General features: G+C 38.3%; 19 protein-coding genes. 17 read left to right on the forward strand and 2 right to left on the reverse strand.

Going from position 1 to position 22332, the window contains the following annotated elements; translation table 11 throughout:
- Positions 1–393 precede the first annotated feature (393 nt).
- From CYL18_RS04165 to CYL18_RS04220, 11 genes are all read left to right on the forward strand, one after another.
- The gene (locus tag CYL18_RS04165; RefSeq protein WP_236636225.1) at positions 394–1059 is read left to right on the forward strand and encodes a helix-turn-helix transcriptional regulator; all 666 of its coding nucleotides are present in this window, start codon (positions 394–396) and stop codon (positions 1057–1059) included.
- Positions 1060–1114: 55 nt separating this feature from the next.
- Positions 1115–2176, forward strand: a complete 1062-nt coding sequence (locus CYL18_RS04170; RefSeq protein ID WP_104848171.1) for a PTS sugar transporter subunit IIC — start codon at positions 1115–1117, stop codon at positions 2174–2176.
- Between the two features lie 25 nt (positions 2177–2201).
- Positions 2202–2867: an L-serine ammonia-lyase, iron-sulfur-dependent subunit beta gene (gene sdaAB / locus CYL18_RS04175; RefSeq protein WP_104848172.1), complete on the forward strand. Its 666-nt coding sequence runs from the start codon at positions 2202–2204 to the stop codon at positions 2865–2867.
- A 27-nt stretch (positions 2868–2894) separates the two neighbouring features.
- Complete coding sequence (gene sdaAA / locus CYL18_RS04180; protein ID WP_104848173.1) at positions 2895–3800, forward strand: L-serine ammonia-lyase, iron-sulfur-dependent, subunit alpha; 906 nt, start codon at positions 2895–2897, stop codon at positions 3798–3800.
- A 409-nt stretch (positions 3801–4209) separates the two neighbouring features.
- Entirely contained in the window at positions 4210–5298 is a 1089-nt protein-coding gene (locus CYL18_RS04185; RefSeq protein WP_104848174.1) for an NAD(P)-dependent alcohol dehydrogenase, read from the forward strand.
- Between the two features lie 1196 nt (positions 5299–6494).
- Positions 6495–7349 (forward strand): malate synthase, encoded by an 855-nt coding sequence (locus CYL18_RS04195; RefSeq protein WP_104848176.1) that lies wholly within the window; start codon positions 6495–6497, stop codon positions 7347–7349.
- 614 nt (positions 7350–7963) lie between these two features.
- On the forward strand, positions 7964–8875 hold the full coding sequence (locus tag CYL18_RS04200) for an ArsR/SmtB family transcription factor (RefSeq protein ID WP_104848177.1): 912 nt from the start codon (positions 7964–7966) through the stop codon (positions 8873–8875).
- A gap of 177 nt (positions 8876–9052) precedes the next feature.
- Positions 9053–10324 (forward strand): ABC transporter substrate-binding protein, encoded by a 1272-nt coding sequence (locus tag CYL18_RS04205; RefSeq protein WP_104848178.1) that lies wholly within the window; start codon positions 9053–9055, stop codon positions 10322–10324.
- Between the two features lie 104 nt (positions 10325–10428).
- Positions 10429–11361 (forward strand): carbohydrate ABC transporter permease, encoded by a 933-nt coding sequence (locus CYL18_RS04210; RefSeq protein ID WP_104848179.1) that lies wholly within the window; start codon positions 10429–10431, stop codon positions 11359–11361.
- 25 nt (positions 11362–11386) lie between these two features.
- Positions 11387–12223, forward strand: a complete 837-nt coding sequence (locus CYL18_RS04215) for a carbohydrate ABC transporter permease (protein ID WP_161497076.1) — start codon at positions 11387–11389, stop codon at positions 12221–12223.
- A gap of 14 nt (positions 12224–12237) precedes the next feature.
- On the forward strand, positions 12238–14952 hold the full coding sequence (locus CYL18_RS04220; RefSeq protein ID WP_104848181.1) for a glycoside hydrolase family 2 protein: 2715 nt from the start codon (positions 12238–12240) through the stop codon (positions 14950–14952).
- 199 nt (positions 14953–15151) lie between these two features.
- On the opposite strand, the gene CYL18_RS04225 is transcribed toward CYL18_RS04220, so the two are convergent.
- Both CYL18_RS04225 and CYL18_RS04230 read right to left on the reverse strand, forming a co-directional pair.
- The gene (locus CYL18_RS04225; RefSeq protein WP_104848182.1) at positions 15152–15526 is read right to left on the reverse strand and encodes a hypothetical protein; all 375 of its coding nucleotides are present in this window, start codon (positions 15524–15526) and stop codon (positions 15152–15154) included.
- A gap of 366 nt (positions 15527–15892) precedes the next feature.
- Positions 15893–16675 carry an SDR family NAD(P)-dependent oxidoreductase gene (locus tag CYL18_RS04230; protein ID WP_104848183.1) on the reverse strand — a complete coding sequence of 261 codons (783 nt, stop codon included), beginning with the start codon at positions 16673–16675 and terminating at the stop codon, positions 15893–15895.
- A gap of 197 nt (positions 16676–16872) precedes the next feature.
- Between CYL18_RS04230 and CYL18_RS04235 the strand changes: the two genes are divergently transcribed.
- The 6 genes from CYL18_RS04235 (at position 16873) to CYL18_RS04260 (ending at position 22009) form a co-directional block, all read left to right on the forward strand.
- The gene (locus CYL18_RS04235; RefSeq protein ID WP_104848184.1) at positions 16873–17214 is read left to right on the forward strand and encodes a winged helix-turn-helix transcriptional regulator; all 342 of its coding nucleotides are present in this window, start codon (positions 16873–16875) and stop codon (positions 17212–17214) included.
- A 212-nt stretch (positions 17215–17426) separates the two neighbouring features.
- Positions 17427–18095, forward strand: a complete 669-nt coding sequence (locus CYL18_RS04240) for a Type 1 glutamine amidotransferase-like domain-containing protein (protein ID WP_104848185.1) — start codon at positions 17427–17429, stop codon at positions 18093–18095.
- Positions 18096–19070: 975 nt separating this feature from the next.
- Positions 19071–20378 carry a hypothetical protein gene (locus tag CYL18_RS04245; RefSeq protein WP_104848186.1) on the forward strand — a complete coding sequence of 436 codons (1308 nt, stop codon included), beginning with the start codon at positions 19071–19073 and terminating at the stop codon, positions 20376–20378.
- The gene (locus CYL18_RS04250) at positions 20326–20835 is read left to right on the forward strand and encodes a hypothetical protein (protein WP_104848187.1); all 510 of its coding nucleotides are present in this window, start codon (positions 20326–20328) and stop codon (positions 20833–20835) included. The genes CYL18_RS04245 and CYL18_RS04250 overlap by 53 nt, the downstream gene beginning before the upstream one ends.
- A gap of 12 nt (positions 20836–20847) precedes the next feature.
- The gene (locus tag CYL18_RS04255; RefSeq protein ID WP_104848188.1) at positions 20848–21435 is read left to right on the forward strand and encodes a hypothetical protein; all 588 of its coding nucleotides are present in this window, start codon (positions 20848–20850) and stop codon (positions 21433–21435) included.
- Positions 21436–21814: 379 nt separating this feature from the next.
- Positions 21815–22009: a hypothetical protein gene (locus CYL18_RS04260; RefSeq protein WP_104848189.1), complete on the forward strand. Its 195-nt coding sequence runs from the start codon at positions 21815–21817 to the stop codon at positions 22007–22009.
- The last annotated feature ends 323 nt before the right edge of the window (positions 22010–22332 follow it).

Genomic DNA, 22332 nt, shown 5'->3' on the forward strand with positions numbered 1-22332 from the left:
GCAACAGCACGAATTGCTGATACTTTAGATAAAGCGATTCGGGGCTTAGTTTTAACCTCTGTCCAACTATTTTTGATAAAAACCTATAAATAAGCTAGTTGATGACTAGCTTATTTTGCTGTCTGCGTGTGAAAGAAATGACTGAATAAATGTATCTGTAGCAATGATGCAAAGGGATATCAGTTTATCATTGTATATTTAAGCTGTTTAGGCTGGTCATCTTCCTTCAAACAATAAAATTATTTAATAGAAATTACAATATTTTTGTAACGATTACAAAAATATTTGAAATCTATCAAATGTATGCTATGATATTTGTGCTGCCAAAAAATCCCATAATTTGATGGGTTTTTATTTTTGCTTATATTGAAATCGTTTACATGGAGGGGTGAGATGATGAGGGAAGATGTAGATGCACCAATTTTTAATATGGCAATGCGTACAGCAGATATGCTCGTTAACATGTTTGGTCCTCGATGTGAAGTGGCCGTGCATGATTTTTCTGACTTGAAAAAATCTCTGGTTTATTTGGCTGGAAATGTTACGGGCAGGGAAATGGGCAGCCCGAGTACAGATTTAGTCTTAAATGAATTAACAAAACCTGTAGCTGAAATAGAGGATATTCCAAATTATAAAACGAGATTGCCGAACGGAATCACGATGAAATCTTCAACAATTTTCTTAAGGGATGCAGGGAATCAGGTGGTTGGGGCTCTTTGCATTAACTATGATATATCCATGATGATGCAATACGAGACAGAAATGCAGGAATTCCTTATGTTTAATGGGACAGAAGAGAAATCAGAAACGTTCTATTCTACCGTACAAGAAGTGATTGAAGACATGGTCGGTCAGGTTTTATCTGGCTTTAAGAAAGCGCCTTCAATGCTGAGCTTAGAAGAAAAGATTGAATGCGTACGACAATTACAGGATAAGGGCGCATTCTTAATCAAAGGTTCAACCGAATATTTAGCATCTGTTTTAGGTGTATCGAAGTTTACCATCTATAATTATCTGCAAAAAATACGAATACAAGCGGAATACCAACTAGAATGCTAGATTCAAACTGAAGCAATTCCTACATACAAAATTTACTTAAGAGGGAGAAAGCATCATGGAAATTATCAAAGGGACGTTATTGTTACTGATTGTTTTGGGGTTATTTTCTTTATTTAGCTATAAGGCGCCTAAAGGGATGAAGGCGATGGGAGCACTGGCCAATGCCGCAGTAGCCGCTTTCCTGGTCGAAGCCTTCCAGCTGTTTGTTGGCGGAGATCTGCTGAAAATAGAGTTTCTTGGAGAGGTAGGAGACGCAGCGGGAAGTATGGGAGGGGTGGCAGCGGCCGCACTCGTTTCCCTTGCGATTGGGGTTTCACCTGTTTATGCTCTAATGATGGGTGTATCTGTAGCGGGTCTTGGTCTACTGCCTGGTTTCATTGCTGGTTATTTGATTGCCTTTTTGGTGAAATGGATTGAGAAAAGAATACCGGGCGGATTGGATTTAATTGTTACGATTATTGTGGCAGCACCACTTGTTCGATTGGTAGCTGTATGGATGCAGCCGGTAGTGGATGCTACCTTACTGAATATTGGCGGAATCATCACGGAAACAGCCAATAGCAGCCCAATCCTAATGGGAATTATTCTTGGAGGCGTCATTACTACAGTCGCAACAGCACCGCTTAGCTCAATGGCATTAACAGCTATGCTTGGACTGACTGGTGTGCCGATGGCAATTGGGGCTTTGTCCGTTTTCGGCTCATCCTTCATGAATTTTATTTTATTTAAACGAATGAAGTTTGGTGACCGCAAGACGACGATTGCCGTGGCCATCGAGCCATTGACACAGGCCCATATCATCTCAGCTAACCCAATTCCGATCTATATCACGAATTTTATCGGAGGTGCGAGTGCTGGTGTCATTGTGGCTTTATCCGGATTAATAAATAACGCGACCGGTACCGCCACTCCAATAGCCGGACTGGCCGTTATGTATGGATTCAATGATCCGTTTAAAGTCACATTGGTCGCCCTTGGATGTGCGGCTGCAGGTTTGGTGAGCGGTTATATTGGCTCTTTATTGTTTAAAAACGTTAAGATTAAAACTGCCGATCAAATAAGTCGAGAAGAAAGCAAAGAGAAGCTTGAAGAGGCAGAAGAAAAACTAGCTATCTAAAAAAGCAGTGGAGGAGTAAAATACAATGAAGTATCGCTCAGCATTTGATATAATTGGCCCGGTCATGATTGGACCATCGAGTTCACATACTGCTGGTGCTGCGAAAATTGGACGGGCAGCCAGGACTATTTTTGGTAAAAAACCCAAGAGAGCAGTCATCTCATTATATGGTTCTTTTGCCAAGACTTATAAGGGGCACGGAACAGACTTAGCCCTGATTGCTGGTCTGCTCGACTTTGATACCTTTGATGAAAGAATACCAGATGCCTATAAATGGGCGGAGGACGCCGAGATGGAGATTCAATTTCTGGTTGAAGAGGCAGTGGTTGACCATCCCAATACGGTGAGAATCAATCTTTTTGATGATGGTGATAAAAGATTAGAGCTAGTCGGCATATCGATTGGTGGCGGAACCATCGAGATTACGGAAATCAATTCGTTTAAGTTAAGACTTTCTGGAGGACAGCCAGCGATATTGGTTATTCACAGGGATCAATTTGGGATGATTTCCTTCGTTACGAGCATACTCGCCAAACATGAGATTAATATCAGTCATATGGAGATGTCACGTAAAGAGCGAGGGGACATCGCAATAATGGTAATTGAAATGGATCAAAAACTCGATGAGGAAGTCATGGGAGAACTGAATGCATTACCGGACATAAACCATGTCATCCGCATGGACAATTAATTAGATTCATTAGGAGGAATAGAATATATGTTTCGAAATGTGGCCGAGCTTGTTGAGCTGGCACAATCCAATAAAGTAAAAATTGCCGAGATTATGATTCAGCAGGAAATGGAAGTATCTGAGCGGTCAAGGGAAGATATCATCGCTCAAATGGATCAAAATCTTTCCGTTATGGAACAGGCAATAGAAAGAGGCCTGAAGGGGGTTAAGTCTCATTCCGGATTAACCGGCGGAGACGCGGTATTAATCCAAAATTATCTTCAATCCGGAAAATCACTGTCCGGAAATCTTTTGTTAGATGCCGTCAGCAAAGCGGTGGCAACGAATGAAGTAAATGCCGCAATGGGTGTCATTTGCGCGACACCTACAGCGGGTTCGGCTGGTGTTGTTCCAGGAACCTTATTTGCTGTAAAAGAACAACTTAACCCGACTCGAATGGAAATGATTGAATTTCTCTTTACAACGGCGGCATTCGGATTTGTGGTCGCTAATAATGCCTCCATCTCAGGTGCGGCTGGGGGTTGCCAGGCAGAGGTAGGCTCTGCCAGTGCTATGGCCGCTGCTGCTATCGTTGAGATGGCCGGCGGAACACCACAGCAATCTGCAGAAGCCTTTGCGATAACCATGAAAAATATGCTCGGATTGGTGTGCGACCCAGTCGCAGGGCTAGTCGAAGTTCCATGTGTGAAACGGAATGCGATGGGAGCCTCCAACGCCATCACGGCTGCTGACATGGCATTGGCTGGTGTGACAAGCCGCATTCCTTGTGATGAGGTCATTAGTGCGATGTATGAAATCGGCAAATCTATGCCATCTGCTCTCCGTGAAACGGCAGAAGGCGGACTTGCTGCCACACCAACTGGGCGCAGACTGGAAGAAGAGATATTCGGTAAACCAAAAGCCAAATTAGTCGATTATTTATTGACAAAATAAGAGTCGCCTGCCTGCATCCTATTAAGATGCAGGCGGGTGTTTTTTTATTTTGAGCGGATGTTTACAGATAGATTGTATAATATTTTTGCTAAATAACAATCAACTAGAATTCCATAAATCACGTGAACTTAAGGGTGATACATGGTGAAAACCTAATCTATCAAGCAGGATTTGATTGAGTGGCTTAGTCATGATTGATTGTTTGTGGCATTTCAGTTGGAATAATCAGATGCTGTGGACCTTGTAATGGATACGTAAAAATCAAGGTTATTTTTGAACGTTCTATAACAAACTATGAGCTAGATAAAATAAAAGTATCAGAATTTATTTTATATTGATATAATTTATATAGGGCAAACAAAGCTTTTTGCATGAAAACAAACTTTCAAGAAAAATAGGAGGGAATGTTTTGAAAATTAAAGCAGCAGTAACCCATGGTCTTGGTGAGGATTTCAAAATAGAGGAGCTTGAGTTATCTGATCCAAAGCCGAATGAAGTCTTGATTAAAATCGTTGCATCAGGTGTTTGTCACACAGATGCAGTGGCACGGGATTTGGGGCTTTCTCCTTTTCCGGCCGTGTTTGGGCACGAAGGTTCAGGTATCGTTGAAAAAGTGGGAAGCAGCGTTCGTACAGTTGAGCCGGGCGACCATGTTGTCTTGTCCTTCTCCTATTGCGGACATTGCGAAAACTGTCTGACAGGGCATCCGGGAACCTGTATCGATTTCAATGAACTAAATTTCGGCGGGAAGATGGAAGACCATTCACACCGTTTGCATCAGCATGATCACGGGGTATCCAGCTTCTTTGGGCAGTCCTCATTTGGTACATACGCGATTGCCAATGAACGCAATGTCGTCAAAGTTGATAAAGAAGTCAATCTAGAATTATTAGGGCCGCTTGGCTGTGGCATTCAAACAGGAGCAGGTACCGTATTAAATCAATTTAAACCTAAGTTTGGAGAATCGATTGTCATCTTTGGTGCCGGTTCAGTCGGTCTAAGTGCGGTAATGGCTGCCAAGATTGTGGGCTGTAAGCATATCATTGCTGTAGATATTCATACTAATCGTCTAGAGCTGGCGAAAGAATTAGGGGCTACATTAACGCTAAATGGCAATGAAGTAGATGTTGTGAAAGAGATTAAAGAAGCAACAAATGGCGGATCTCATTATGCCATTGATACGACAGGTGTACCTGAGGTTGTAAAACAAGGTCTGCTTGGCTTGCGCCCTCTTGGTCAATTGGCTATCGTAGGCGTGACAGGGGATATGACATTCAATGTGCATGAATATATTATGGCCGAAGGGAAAACACTTGTAGGAGTTATTGAAGGAGATGCAGTCCCTCAGTTGTTTATTCCTGAACTGGTGGATTACTATAAAAAAGGGATGTTCCCATTTGATAAACTAGTAGAGTTTTATGACTTTGAACAAATCAATGAGGCGTTTGAAGACTCTTTAAGCGGGAAATCCATTAAACCGATATTACGAATGAATTAATTAAGTAAGCAGCTGATTGGCTGGTTTGAGCTGGTATTAACCTGACTTAAACCAGCCAATTTTTGCTTCATGTGGCAGTGGCAGATATTCTCATCAATCCTCTGTTTTAATCCGGAGCATGAGTCGTTTTATACTTGTCCCAATTGCTATCAATAACTTTTCAAGTCAAGGCTGGGATCCATTACTGGCATTGGCATTTGTCCATTCCTTCGCATTAGCTGGTGCTATATTAGCGATTTGGGATGGTGTATGTTCTGCTTTCATAACCAATAACGATAAATCTAATCGGAAGGAAGGTTGGAGTTGTATTACATAATATTATTATGTTAACAGCAGTTGGTTAGCTATCTACAATAAATATGATATGGATTGAAAAGACTAACCAAAACTATTGTAAAGTAGCCAAACGAGAAAAGGTTAAGAAAAATAGGCAGGTGGAAGAAAGTCCAATAACTTTTATTAGATATATTGATAGGAACTTTTCTCCTTTATAAATGAAATATGCAGAAATCTACACATCAATTAGTAGAATGCTGGACATTATGTCACTGGAACTCTCTCACCCTTTAGGGTGGCTAAATGGGGGGATCGAGAAAAATAGTACCATCTTTTGAAAGTCGGCTCCTCTGCAAGATTATAATAACTGCATGTACAATTAGATAAATTCGTTCAATCGCAAAAGCAGAAGTCCCTTTTCTTATGAGCAGGCTTAAAGCTTCACTGACAGCACTGGTCAATTTGGATTCATGACGAGAGAATCCTGCTGTAATGGAAGTCCCTTATGATGTAGGTGAATCTCTATGATGAACCATAGAAGTAAGCTGAAATGTTAAGTGTGTTTTGGGAAAAGCGGAAACCTTGAGGCCTCATAAGGAGCAGCCTGTTCAGAAAGGGTAAGTACGGGAAAAACATTATTAGGATGTCAGTATGATTGTTATTTATTTTTAATAAACTTTATATTTTACATCAGGTAAAAATATGTTGTCAATAAAAATTTGTTAATACGCTGGAGAAATGTTATAATAATCTTACAATTGTTTTTTGAGCGTATCTGCTGGACTTTTTTGCAGATTGGTTAAGTTAAACTTAAAGGAATCCAAACAGATGTGTGAGCTTGAAAGTGAGTAAGAATAAAAATATTCTATCTGCCATATCGGTGATGAAGTGAAATTTTTATTCTACAAGGAGGAAAAAGAATGAATCTAATCAATAAGAAAGTTACACACAAGCAGTTTGGCGAAGGTAGTATCGTTAATCAAAATGATACTAGTGTTGAAATCCATTTCGAGTCGGAAAATAAACGTTTTGTTTTCCCTGATGTATTTGGAAAACACTTGAAGCTGCATGATACAACTGATGCTAAATTAATCGATGAAATTATACAAGAGAAAGAAATGAAACAAAAAGAGGAAGAATTAAAGAAGGAAGAAGACAAAGAGCTTCATCGAAAGAAGCTGGTTCTTCGCTGGGAGCATGAGAAACTGATGAAGAATCACAAGCTTCATCCTGAGTCCCAAATGGTTTTCTGGTGTGACACGGAAGAACAGAGTGATGCCTTGTCAGAGTGGAAGGTCTTTTCCGGAGAAATAAAAAGCGGGAATAACAAGGGGAATCCAAACAAGCCAATCCGCTTGCACCAAAATAGTGCGGTCCTGTTAACAAGAAGAGATGCAAGCATGTCTGAAGAAGACAGACAAATTATCGGTGTCTATATGGTGCATGAGGATTTTATCGGCAAGCTATGTGAGGATGGAGAAATCCCAGCCCATTCCAAATATCGAATTCAACTCTCAGAACAGGAATCAAACGAATTGCTCTTTTGGAATTATTATGTAAATGGTAACTCTCCCGAAAAAGTCTCATGGAAAACAGGGAAATATCGTTATTTTGAAAATTTATGGCTGGCTCAAATTTTGCTTGATATTATTTCCTTGAAAACGGACCCAGAGGAAAAAGAGCTGGCTTCTCAATTTTTTAATCATTTTTGTAAAATGAATCAGATAGCAGCGCAAGAGTTACCAGAACCTAATGGAGCTTTAATGCGTGTATAAAGGCTGTCAACAGGCGAACTATAGAAAGAATGGTTAGCCTGCTATCTATTTTATTTTCTATATGGAATATCTAAAGAAGGGTTACCCTTAAATGTCAGTGTTCACTGATTAATGGGGTAACCCTTTTATCGTTCTTTAGCTAAAGGAACATTAGGCTAGAGAAGCGATATTATTTCTGATTTGAGTTATACAACCAATATGGCCTCTCATCTTCTGTGGATTTCATTTATAGACTAACAAGGGGTTGGTCTAGGTAGGAATAAGGTCGGTTGCCTGAAAGTACAAAGCTGAAACTTCCTACATAGAGAATATTGAAAAGTAGAGTGTTTTTATGTTCCCTCAAACGAATTGTTTAGGGGATTTTTATTTTGGCACTCTGATTACTACCTGAGCAGGATATCTAGTAGCGGGAGTACTTCCTCTTGCACCTAGAGGCAGATCCTTTCTCGTAAAACAGTGTTATGTGAAAAGATAAACGGTTGATAGAGCTTGGCAGATAATAAATGTGAAAAGGAGTGGAATACTAATACCTCTCCGTTCTTTCCTAATGTATATATGTTTGATATATTTATATTACAAGTAAACTTGTAATAAAGCGGCATCTGGAGGTCAGTATGAAGGATTTACATTTAACTGTGGATAATGCTCTTGAGGTATGTAAGGCCTTATCACACGAACACAGAATGAATATATTGAAAATTTTAAGCACAGGTCCTCATAATGTTAATGAGCTATCAGAAAAGCTCGGTATTCCGTTTTCAACTACTGCTGTTAATGTCAAGAAATTAGAGGATATGGATTTGATTATTAGTGAGCTGGTCCCTGGCAGAGGGACGCAAAAGGTGAATTCCAAAAATTTCGATAGAATTATCATTGATTTATCACCAAGTGAGGTTGAGTTGGAGAAAAACTTAATATCCATTGATATGCCGATTGGAGAATATGTCGATTGTAAAGCAGAACCTAGCTGTGGTTTGGTTGGTGATAATGATTATATCGGGATGCAAGATGACCCGCGGTCTTTTTATGAAACGAATCGGAGAGAGGCTGAGCTTCTTTATTTTAAAGCGGGGTATGTAGAGTACCGCTATCCAAATCGGACGCCATATGGTTCTAGCGTTTCGGAGCTGGAATTCACTCTGGAAATATGTTCAGAGGCTCCATATCACAAAAATGATTGGCCCTCAGATATCACGATGTGGATCAATGGAATAGAGGTTGGAACGTGGACATCACCTGGTGATTTTGGAGGGGAAAGAGGCTTTAATACACCAAAATGGTGGAGCCTTCACTTTACTCAATACGGATTATTAAAGAATTGGAAAGTTACCGAAACAGGGACTTTTTTAGATGGAAATAAAATTTCCGATGTAAGAATCAAGGATCTTCAAATCACTAAAAATCCATATATTTCTTTAAAAATAGGAATAAAAGAAGAAGCGACCAATATAGGTGGAATTAATTTATTCGGCACGAATTTCGGCAACTATAGTCAAGGTATTGTTATGAATTTGCGTTATTTATAATGTTATTGTTTTAGGGATTATCTCTTTTTAAGAGCCATAATCCTTTTTTTGTTTGCATGGATATACCCTTTCATTATCATTGTTACAAATTTATATATATTATTTTAATAATTATTGAAATAAAAAAGGAATTATTGTACGATTAATTATGTAAAATATTATCGGAGGTGGGTATAAATGGTTGGTTCTTTGAAAAGGCTTTCATTTCTTGTGTTAGGTTTTATTTTACTATTAGCTGGTTGTTCTTCTGGAGAATCTGACAGTGCTTCAGGCTCGAATGACGGTGTAACTAAACTTAGCTATTGGGTGCCTTTTAGCGGTTCAGACGGTGAATTTATGCAAGATATGGTTAAAGAGTTTAATAGCTCTCAAGATGAGATTGAAGTTGAGTTTATGAATAACAATTGGGAGGATTATTATACAAAATTCAAAACCTCTCTCGTTTCCAATACTGCACCAGACGTAGCTGTTGCGCATGTATCCAGATTAGGTGAACTTCTTCCAACCGGAAAGCTTGAATCTTTAGATGATTTAGCTAAAGAGGCTGATTTGGATTGGTCAACCTTCGGTGATAATCAATTAGATGCCGTAACTCGAGATGGTAATCATGTTGCCGTACCACTTGATACTCATGCTGTCATTATGTTTTACAATAAAACTTTATTAAAAGATGCTGGGCTTTTAAATGAAGATGGAACGATCAAAATGGAGCAGGGGGCTGAGGGCTTTACCGAGATGTTAAGAACGTTAAAAGACGAACTCCCTGAAGGTGTATCTCCAATGGTCATCGGTAGTAATAATGTATTTACTTTCTGGATTTGGCATGCACTCATCAGTCAACAAGGGTCTACATATATAGAAGATGGGAAAGTAACAATTGACACCCCTGAAGGTAAAGAGGCTATGAATCTATTGAAAACTTGGTTGGATGAAGGTCTAATTCAGGCTGATATTGGTGATAATAGCTACGATATTTTTAAAACACAGGATGCGGCTGTAACATTCTCGGGAGTATGGGCAACAGGTAATTTTGAAACTGAAGAATCATTAGATTTTGCAGCTGTTCCATTCCCGCAACTCTTTGACCAGCCAGGTGCTTGGGGTGATTCTCATACTATTGTCGTACCTAAACAAGATGATAAAGAAAAACAAGTAGCAGCTGTTAAGTTTGCTGATTGGTTAGCTGAAAACGGACAAATGTGGGCAAAGGCAGGACATGTACCAGTTAAGCCTTCCGTTATCGATTCAGCAGAATATAAGGAAATGCCGTATCGTGCTGATTATGCGAACGTAATGGATGATGTCAACTATATGCCGGAAAATGATCAGCTAACGGCTGTCAATGATGCTATTTTAGAATCACTTGTGAAAGTTAATTATGGACAAATTTCCGTGGACAAAGGGTTGAAGGAAGCTCAACAAAAAGTAGAAGAACTTGTTGGCAAGTAAAAAATCACAAACCATAATGTGGAATGTTTGCATTCCGCATTATGGTTTATCTATAAGGGCTATTGAATTCTAATAGTTTTTTCTACGAAGGAGTGATTACTAAAATGAGAGATTCTACTATTGATCATACGAGTAAACCAGCGAAAAAAAGAAGAAAACCTTTAAGAAATAAGGTGAATAGCTATCTAGCAGCATTGCTATTCCTGGCTCCTTTTATGGTTTTATATTTATGGTTTTGGATTTATCCAATTATTAAAGGATTTTTAACGAGCTTGACCACTGGGGCCTTTGGGGTTAATGAAACCTTTGCCGGTCTAGGCAATTACAAATATATGCTGTCAGATGATAAGTTTTGGTCTTCATTCGGTAACACACTGTACTTTGTATTAATCTCCACACCTTCGATTGTCATTATTGGTTTGCTTATGGCGCTCCTCGTGAACATGAAATTAAAAGGTACGACGTTTTTAAGAAGTGCTTTCTTTATGCCCTATATGTTATCTATTTCTGTTGTCGGAAGTATTTGGGTGTTTATTTTGCAATCGAATACAGGGCTTTTAGCAGAAACGCTAGAGTTAATTGGGATAAACATGAGTGTTTCCTGGTTTGGCAGTTGGGGGATGGGGTGGCTTTCCATCTTGCTCGCAACGCTTTGGTGGACAGTTGGGTTTAATATGATTTTATTCTTAGCAGGACTACAAGAAATTCCGGATGAATTATATGAAGCTGCTGATATTGACGGGGCAAGCAGCTGGGAGAAATTCCGCTATATTACATTTCCATCTTTAAGAGGAGTAACAGCTATAGTTGTTCTGCTTCAAACGATTGCTTCATTTAAACTTTTCGGACAAACATTCCTTATTACAAACGGTGGTCCAGGTACATCCACCACTCCACTCGTTCACTATATTTATCAAATAGCTTTTAGGCAATGGGATATGGGATATGCCTCTGCCGTTTCATTCGTACTATTTTTAGCCGTGTCATTCATTTCCTTGATTCAATATAAGGTACTTATGAAGAAAGAGAAACATTGAAAGGCCAATTGGAGGTGGGATGATAATGAGTAATAATAAAAATTCTATGCGTACATATTTGATTTACATTGCCGCGTTTTGTATGGCATTTGTCATGATTATTCCCTTGCTTTGGATGATCATTTCTGCTTTCAAGGCACCTGGGTCAACGGTTACGGTTATAACTGAATTGATGCGTCCTCCGTATACTTTAGATAGCTTTAAAGAAGTGTTAGAACCAGATGGTACAGCGATGATGTGGCGCTGGACATTTAATAGTGTAGTAGTTGGTGTTGTGCAAACGGTTGTTACTGTATTGTTTAGTTCCTGGGCAGCATATGCTGTATCTCGAATAGATTTCAAGGGGAAAACGATTATTTTCGCTTTGATATTAGCGGGATTGATGGTACCGATGGAATCAATCGTAGTTCCATTATTTGAAATGATTGTTGAACTCAATTGGACAAATACGTACCATGCCTTGATTTGGCCGGGAATGATGCTTCCACTAGCATTCCTGATTTTAAAGCAATTTATCGACCAGCTTCCATCAGAATTATTAGAGGCTGCCAGAATTGATGGTGCTGGACATTTTCAAATCTGGTGGAAAATCGTATTTCCGCTATCTAGAAGTTCCATGGCAGCAGTTAGTATTTTTATCTTCATTCAGTCATGGAATAATCTCTTATGGCCTTTATTAGTCGCTCAGGAAACAAGTATGATGACCTTGCCAGTTGGAATCCCAACCTTTCAGAGCAATTTTGCGACCGACTTGGCAGTGCCGATGGCCTCTAATGTAATAGCGAGTATTCCAGCGCTAATTGTATTCCTTTTGTTCCAAAAACATATTATTAAGGGTATCTCCATGACCGGTATTAAGTAGTAGGAGGATAGATAATGAGACAGAGACAGGATTTAAATGGAATGTGGGATTTTCAGATTGATAAAAAAGATGTCGGTGAAAAGAATGCCTGGTATGAAAGTAGGTTAGAAGATTCCATACAGATAGAAGTCCCGCATATTTGGCAGAGAGAAGAAGACTATGTTGAATATTGTGGGGCAGCATGGTATGAAAAACAATTTCCTTTGGAAGAGATCCCTTCGAATAATAGAGCCTTCCTGTATTTCGGTGCGGTTGATTTTCATGCAAGGGTTTGGCTGAATGGTGAATATATTGGAGAACATGAAGGCGGATTTACTCCTTTTGAATTAGAAGTTACTGAGAAGTTAAATCACGATGAAAATATATTATCGGTACGAGTGTATGATCCAAGTGATAACGCGGAAATTCCTATCGGTAAGCAGGGGTCTTGGTACACGAGAGTCAGTGGTATCTGGCAGGAAGTATATCTGGAATTCCGTTCGGACAGCTTCATAGATTATGTACATGTGATCCCTGATGTGGACGATGGAAGAGCAGATGTTACAATATCTGTTGCAGGCGATCTAAATGATTTAGAAGCTGAAATTATTGTGTCGGAACATCAAAATAATAATAGGGTGTTTGCTAATTATTTTGGTTCATTAAATACAGATAAAACCAATCAATTTGATCTGCCAATAAAGGATGTTCAATTATGGACACCTGAAAATCCATATTTATACGATATTAAAGTGAACCTAAAAAAAGATGATGTCGTAGTTGATTCGTATGAAACGTATTTTGGAATGAGAAAAGTTGAATACAGTCATGATCAAATTTTATTGAACGGAAAACCGCTATATATTCGTGGTGCATTGGATCAAGCCTTTTACCCGGATACCATATATACAGCTCCGAACGATGAATGGATTCAGAATGAGATTAAATTAGCCAAAAGTATGGGCTTTAATATGCTGCGTAAACATATAAAAGTTGAAATCCCTCGTTATCTGTATTGGGCTGATCGAATGGGGATGCTCATATGGGCTGAACCTCCGAATGTTGTGAAGTGGTCCAATCAAAGTAATCGCCGTTTTTATAATGAATTAGTAGGCATGATTAATCGAGATTATAATCATCCATCCATCATTATCTGGTCTTTATATAATGAAGAATGGGGATTGGAATGGGATTTAGCCAATGATGTTGAAAAACAAAAGTATATCATTGAGATGTATGAAAATATTAGAGAGCTTGACTCCACACGATTGATTTGTGATAACTCTGGCTGGACGCATGTTAAGACAGATATAAATGACTATCATAGTTATTTTTCTTTACCAGAGCAATTTGGTGAATGGAAGCAAGAGCTGGATGATTACATAATTAATACCCCTGAAAAAAACTATGTAGATGGCTATTCGCCAAATGGAGAGCCAATCATTGTCTCTGAGTTTGGTGTATGGGGGCTGCCGAGTATCAAAAAATTAGTTGATTATTATGGTGGGACACCATCTTGGTTTGCGAATCTCGGAGATGACACACATGGTGAGGATTTTAAAAAACCATTAACGATCTTTGAAAATTTCGAACGCTACCAATTAAATCGGATTTTTGGAGATAAAGAAAACCTGGCGCTTCATTCTCAGCATCGAATGTTTCGCGCTTGCCAATCGCTAATTGAAGAGATGAGAAAGCGGCCAAAAATTAACGGGTATGTCGTAACGGAATTCTCCGACATAGAATGGGAAACCAATGGGTGGCTTGATTATACAAGAGATATGAAAGCAGGCTTTGAGAAGTCATCGATTTTCAATGGCCCTCTAGTGGTAATGGCTGATGGAGTAACTCGAAATATGTGGTCTGAAGATAAAGAAACATGGGATATTATCATCTCAAATCATAATCAGGAAGAACTTAATGGGACACTAGAATGGGAAATTCCCAATACAGAAATACAGGGCAATATGAAACTAGATGAGGGGGATAGCCTATTTGTTAAGCTTCCTCAAGTTATACAGTTTACCGTCCCTGCTGTAGAGAAGGCGGACTTTTATAAACTAGTGCTTCGCATACGAAGAGAAGGGGAAATAATTGCGTGGAATGAAGTTGAGATAACGATATCGCCGAGGAAAACAATTTCCCCAGTTACAGTCTTCCCATACGATATGAATGATACCTTTGTTGGGAACTTAACTGATAATGGCTTGAAAATTGTTAATACATTTTATACAGCTGATATAGTCGTTACGTGTACGTTAAATACGGAGGTGCTTGACTATTACCGTAATGGTGGCCATGTTTTATTCTTAGCAGAGAATGGAGACAAGGTAGAGGAGAAAGGCCAATTCACCTTTCGGGAGTTAGATCGAGGAGAAAGCTGGAACCGTACATCTTCGTTTAACTATGTAGATACGGACTATTTTGAAAATCTTCCCTTAAACAAAGAAATGGGATGGGAAATGGATGGATTATACCCTGACTATGTTATCCCATTTAGCAATTATCATAAATTAGGCGGAACAATCGGACGCATAGTCTATATGTTTGGTAATGATAGCATACCTGATAACAGTGAGATTATATCCGGCTACTTCCAAGGCTGGGCTGGACAAGCAGGGGGAAGCATGATTGTACAAAAGAGTGCTGAAGGAAGCCTGACATTAACAACATGGAAGTTGTTAGAAAACTATGGAGACCATCCAATCGCAACTCAAATCGTGAATCATTTGATAAATAAAACTAGATAGGGTGCTTTAAAACCCCTTCTATTAGTGTAACATCCACCCACTCTATACACTACTAATACTGTAAACGATCTTTTTGACGTAGTTATTTTTTGGGTGTGTCTTTAAAAAACAAGCTATTTGCATAAAAAGCAGACGATTTAGAAGGAGTAAATTGTGCCTCTAAACCGCCTGCTTCTTTGTTTGATGAATTGACTATTGTTTAACGATAGGCAATTAACGAGAGTATAAAAGTTAAAATGACAAGAATCACTTGAACAATGAAAACCAGAATGACAAATACTCGGCCCTTTGATGTTTTTTTGCGACCAAAGGTCCATGGATATAATAGTATAATAGAAATAAGCGGAATGATGCATAGTAAAGCAATTGCTATATTACTCTCTAATCCTAGAAGGGTAAAGAATAATATAGAGTAAGCAAATTGTAATACGATGATTGTAAATACGATGGATTTTCCTTTAGCGTTGCTTTTCATAGTCGTGGCAATCCAGAACAATAGTAAGATGGTGGTTAAAAGAGGTGAAAAAAGCAAATAATAAAAATGAATTGCATCCCAAAGTGTTATTCCGTCCAAAAAAACAACTCCTTCTTGCTAATTAAATGATGAGCGACTTAAAAACGTTAAACATTGATTCCAATATTGTACGAGCTTTGTAACAGACGTTTTGACAATGTATGGCGAAACGAGCATTGTGGTTTTCAAACTGCATGTTCCGTTATTTCGTGAGTGATTTCCCTATTAAACCACTTAATTATATTCTACGTGTTGATACTTCGGTAAATGTCCATTTTGAGACATTATTTAATGGGGAGTAAAGAGAAACCCCATAGAATGAAAGTTTCTCTTCTTCTCTTTAAATCCATCAATAACGAATAGTGCTATATTTTCTTTTGTATTCCGACTATTATTAATACGCTTAGAATCACACCTGTTTTGCTTTTAAAGCCTGCTTCCTCCAGTGGCATCAATACAATGCCCTGTGATCCATCGCGCTTCCTCAGATGCTAAGAATGCAACGATATCAGCAACATCTTCCGTTGTACCCACTCTGTTGAAGGCAGATAATGCGGCTGCTTGTGCGAGACCTTCTGGGGTGGATCGCATTTCCTTGTTCATATCAGTAGCTGTAATGCCCGGCCTTACTGCATTAATGGTAACGTTTTTTGATGCGAAATGCGGGGCTAAGGCCAAAGTCAGTGTCTCAAGAGCCCCCTTTGAAGCCGCATAAATGCTTTGCATGGGAGCGGCAACACGCGTAAAGCCAGTGGAAGTGTTAATGATTCGTCCACCGTTCCGTATATATGGGCTGGCTGCTTGAGTAAGAAAGAATGGCGCTTTAAGATTAACGTCCATGACATCCTCATACATTTCAATTGATGTTTCTTCAAAAGAAACGGGAGGTCCAATACCTACATTATTGATTAAGATATCCAGATGAACAGTTCCTATTTCCGAACGGACTGCCTCTTCAAATGCTGCCCAAAGCTTATTTACACCGGAAATGCCAGTTGTTAAATCTGCTTCCAAAGCAACAGCCTTTGAGCCTAATTTCTTAATATCATCCACAACATTTAACGCAGCATCCTTATTGCTGGCGAAATGAACACCTATAAATTCCGCTCCGCCAGCAGCTAATTTTTTGGCGATTTCAGCCCCTATCCCACGACTTGCCCCTGTAACCAATGCAACCTTACCATTGAATTTCCCTTTATTCGTCGGCATAATATCCTGCTCCTTTTATAATAAACTTAATGCATAATCCATATTATTAGATTATGATAAGTCTGAATAGTACGATATTTTTGTATCGTTACGATCTAATGGTGTACTAATGAGGAAGTCCAACAGCTCAAACGCAGGCTTTTTTGCATACTGATTAAGATTAAAAGAATTTAGAACAATGGGGGAGGTGAATTACCATGATTCAATTAAACAGTGCCGATTTAACTTGCCCGTTCACGACAGCTCAAAAAGTATTGTCAGGTAAATGGTCTCTGATGATTATTTTTCATCTAAAGGAGGGACCAGTACGGTTTAATGACCTGTTACGAAAATTTGATGGTTTAACGCATTCATCACTAACTAAACAACTAAAGCAGCTGGAAAGCTTTCAAGTTATTCACCGCGAGGTTTATCATCAAGTACCGCCAAAAGTGGAGTATTCTTTAACGGATTTGGGGAAAAAGCTACACCCTACGCTTGATATGCTGACAGAATGGGGAAGCGAATATATAAAGAATTGCAAGGGAATTGCAAGATGATTAACTAGCTATTAATTAAATATCGAGTTCAGCTACATCTTTTAAAGTATATAAAAAAGGGTCATCCATGGAAGTCATCTTTCACTGTTTTTTGGATAGCTCTTTTTAATACAATTTAGATAAGTAAAGTTAGGCTGGAAAAGTAGTAGCACCGTTTGCCCACTTATATACACGGTTTAGGTGAGTCTATAAAATGAAAAAGGAGGGGAGTTATGAAACTTTTGCTTACATCTGGTGGCATAATGAATAAAAGTATACAAGATGCATTGGTTGACATGCTGAACAAGCCGATTGCCGACTCGAATGCCCTATGCATTCCCACGGCGATGTATGGACATCCCTGGGTTGGCCCTGGCGTCAAAGTTTGGGAGTTCATCAGCGGCAAGGAAAATAACCCTATGGTCGACCTGGGCTGGAAGACCGTCGGCATACTGGAGCTTACAGCGTTGCCGAGTATAGGAGAAGACCGCTGGGTGCCACTCGTACGGGAGACTGACGTCTTACTCGTATCAGGAGGCGATGCCCTTTATCTGCATTATTGGATACAGCAATCTGGGCTGGCCGAACTCTTGCCGTCACTTCAAGCAGTTTATGTGGGAATGAGTGCCGGCAGCATGGTGATGGGACCTAATATAGGGGATGACTTCGTTGGATGGATGCCGCCCAATGGTGCTGATGAAGCGCTCGGGATGGTCGATTTTGCAATTTTTCCGCATCTGGAACATGAAATGCTACCGGGAAATACCATGGCTGCTGCAGAGAGATGGGCTGCTGGTATGCAAGGCCCGGCGTATGCCATTGATGATCAAACCGCTATCAAGGTGATTGACGGAGAGGTAGAAGTTGTTAGTGAAGGGGATTGGAAACTGTTTAAGAAGTAATTTTGGTATGCTGCTAACCGCTGGAAATCTCTAGTAATTTATGTATTACCGCATTCTATCCACGTGGAAAGTGTAGCAAAATTAGTTTTGAAATATGGCAGTAGTCTCCATTGCTGGGGCACTGCCTGTTTATGTTTCCTGTATCGGATTTATGAATGTGTATTGAATCCATATGTGTCCTTCGACTGTACAAGCAATTTTCTTAATAGAGAGGTGGAATTTGGGTAATTTTAGTTGTGGCGATAACTGAAGTGAAGCTAAGAATGAAGGATATAGTACCTTTTTTGGTTTGCGGGTTATCAAATGAAAAATACCCACCCCTATCACAAGAACCATGAAAGTTCTTGGATAGAGGAAGTGGTATTTATCTGGGGACATATCACTTTTTCAGTGTAAGTCTGGGCAACATGATGCTGCTCGTTTATACCTGAATCTCTTCAACTCATCACTTGCTTACGAAAAGCACATGCAGTTTCGCCCGCATGTATCATGATAAGCACAATTAGCAGCAACCAATCGAAACTCCGTCCGAACCGTTAAATGCAAGAAGCCGTTCCCGCTCCTCTAAGACTCGCGATCCAGTCATAAAACAAGCAGTAAATAGACTTTGACTAATGATTACTACTTTGATTTTCTGCATCTGCTCAACTCATCTCTCCTCTTCTTTAGCGTGACTTAGGGAATTCCCGCGGTTATGTTGTTTATAGTTCAACTATGTCGGTACTAGCAACGACAGCGTTTTGACAGAGATTGCAGCTCTGACCTGTTAGGATTTTCACTTTGTATAGGTAATAAAACCTTTTGCTACAAAAGTTGCAATTTTTTACTGTTAAATCAATTTGCTTTCAAAAAACACAAAATAATTCCAATAAAATACCTATAAATATATAAAAACAGCTGAAGTTGAATTATAATTTACTTAATATGTAATTTATTGTTAAATTCTAGGAAATTTATATTAGAAAGGAGACTATAATGAAAACTGGTTCCCTAATTTCTATCCCGGAGAGTATCCAAGAGAATATTTTCCGTTATAGACTCAGTCATTTTCTTAAGGAACAAGGAAAAGCTCATTCTGGTAATCAGTCTGCACTGGTTGAAAGAATTGAAAGTAATTCAGGTGACGATAATTTCAGGAATAAATTCATGGAGTTTGTTATTGAAGAAATCTCTAATGGTAAAAACAGACAAATCTATCTTTCGAGATTCGAAATAGCAAATCTGGCAGTATTACGACATTTAATTTCAGTCCAAAGCAATCTTGAGGCAGCTGGTTATCCCAATAAAAACTTTAATAGTTTTTTGAAACCTGAACCTGAAGACGGTGAGATGATATATTTAAACATCGTTAATGAAAATGAAGATACAGATATAGCAAAAATAAAAGTCCGGAAAATAGAAATGTGTTTTTATAAAATCATAAAATCCATGGAGGATGAGGTTACTGAAGAAATCTCTAAAGATTATGTATGGGTAGAAATAAATCCTTCTGAGCAATTACTAATATTTAAAATTCGTCCACATAATCAACACTATAGAACAAATTATTATACTTCGAAAAAAACATATGAAAGTGTTTTTTTAATACTAAAAAGTATTTTTCCATTAAAAATTATTAATATGGAATATATAAAAGGTGTATTTTTTAAAATTTTTAGTGAACTAACCGAGATAGCGGAACAACCATACCGAGAACAACTCACTCCATATAATGAAATGATTAATGAATTCCAAAATTCAGTTTTGGAACAAATAGGTATTACAAACGCGGACGATGTTAAAGAAATCACTATACGGTACAAGCGATTAATAGAAAGGCACCTTATAATAAGAGATTTGGATAATTATCTGGCCTTTCATACCAATCGAAAAGGAATAGTAGAAAGGATATCACTAACAGACTTATCAGGTGCTTCTGCAAATGTTTTATCTGGAGATGGTGATGGATTAGACGTTGCTGATATATATTTTGATATTAGAGAAACTATCGAAGGGATGAAAAGACTCGATAAATTATGGGTTAAATGGTTCCTATTTGATCATGAAGTGCAGGAAATGCAAGAAATGCAAACACAAATTCAGTTTTTTGAAGAAGGAGAAAATCAATTAGTAGAAGAGGATGCCTCTGTAGAAGACACACGTGCGGTAAAAACGCGTTTTGAAGTTACAAAAGATTACGTAATAATCAACTTCCTCAAACAGTATTGGATTAGTAAGGAGGTTCAAGATCATGTACTATCCACTTTTATCGAATTTGAGGAGAAAACAAATCAACAATCATGATATAGATTTGCTGGATTGGTGGTTAGGTACTAGAAGAGCCAATACAAGAAGACACCTAAACCCATTACAATTTAGTCTTGATTGCAAAATAGATACAGATCATTCTATTAGGTTATTTTCCTTATGCGCCTTAGATGAAAATCTAGGTTTATTATCTGTTAGATATGTATCAAGATGCCCAAATTGCGATACTGTATTAAGTACACAAGAACAAGAGTTTGTTCCTAAAATAAGAGACTGTTATGAGTGTGGGGGAAAATACAATCAAGATATCCTAAAGGATAAAGTTGAAATATATTTTTCTTTAAACTGTGCTCCCCAAGAAAATATAATGAAAAAAGAAGAAGTTCCAATTGGCGGTGGCCAGGGAAAGGCAGTAAGCCTACAAGGTTTAATGGTCAGAAATATGTTAGAAACAAATGATGAACTGAGTGGGCTTTTTGAGTGTTTTTTATGATGGTGATAATTGATGAGGCGTGAAATTAAACTAACAGTTAAATCAATATTAATTATAACTGTTTTCATAATTATAGCGACTATACTTTTAGTATACGCTACAATTATGTTAATAGATTATTCGAGAAAGGCAGATGATACCGCTTCTGCTGTTATATCATTGATAGGTAATATAACAGGAGGTATTATTGGGGGAATAGTTGCTTATATAGTGGCCGCTTTTCAAGTGAAATCTACAATTGAATATGATGGGTACAAATCTGTCTCAACCAGTTATTCATTGCTAAGAATGGTCAAGTCAGAATTAAATAATAATAAAAAAATAATTTCAAAGTTTCACGAGGATTTTGTTAATGGCGAAAAAACGTCACATTTAGATTCTATAACCTCCTCATATTGGAGTATGAGCATAGACAAATTAGGCCCAGAAGTAGATGAGAAAACTATAGAAACCCTTCAGGAATGCCATTTGATGTTAGAGGCATATAAAAAACAACCTGAGAAAATATCAATAAAGGCTTCCGAGGATATAATAATAAAAATTTCTAATGCTATTAAATTACTAGAGGATAATATTAAAAGTATCAAGCCAATTAAATAATTTACCTTGCCCAGGGTAGTTACTTTAAGAAAGAGTTAGTTTATTTTGGCTTAAATGTAACTAAAGTATTTAAATGTCAAAAGGCAGTTCATTAATGGGGCGCTGCCTTTTTATGTCTTGAATTGGATTTATGAACGTGTATCTAATCCGGATGTTTCCTTCAACTTTACAACAATTTATATACTATAGGATGGAATAAACGGCTTTATAATTATTTGACAAAATATTTAGAACGATATTACTATTTTTATATAATATATTTTCGTAAAGGGTGCTGCATTGCATAATTCATAGGTACTCAATACGCCATTCCATTACACCTGATAGCTTAGGAGCAATTAATTATTTGATGCAAATTCAGAACAAGGAGGAAAAAATTATGCATGAGAAAGACCCGTTTATTCCATTTAGTTTACTTAATGATGAAAATGATGAATCTGAAGAACTTGATGAAATGGAAGAATTTGAAGAACCTATAAGTGTTTACGAAGCTGCAGAGATATGGGCTTCGCACGGGAAAGATGAAGATTATATGTTTGGCTACACTGAGGAAGAATTGGAAGATGCACTTTAAAAACCAACACCCTGCTGGCTTGGTAGCGGGGTGTTGGTTTTTTTGGGGTTTATGCAGCTTTTATTTTCTTTCCGTATTTGAAGGTGAACCACATACTATATTTTGAGTAGATCGCTACATAATAATCGGCCAGCCCTCACAAGTGATCTTTTGACTTTCTCCGCGAGAGTTAGTATCTTCGGTGTATCTGGATATATCTTATAGCTTCTTGCGCCGTTTTATATTGTCGCAGGAAAATCGGGCACCAAAGCTTCAGACTGTGGTAACGATTATTAGAAACAATGCGAATAATATCCATTATGTTCATTAATATATAGCTGCCC

Origin of the sequence: Pradoshia eiseniae, assembly GCF_002946355.1 — a bacterium.
Lineage (GTDB): Bacteria > Bacillota > Bacilli > Bacillales > Pradoshiaceae > Pradoshia > Pradoshia eiseniae.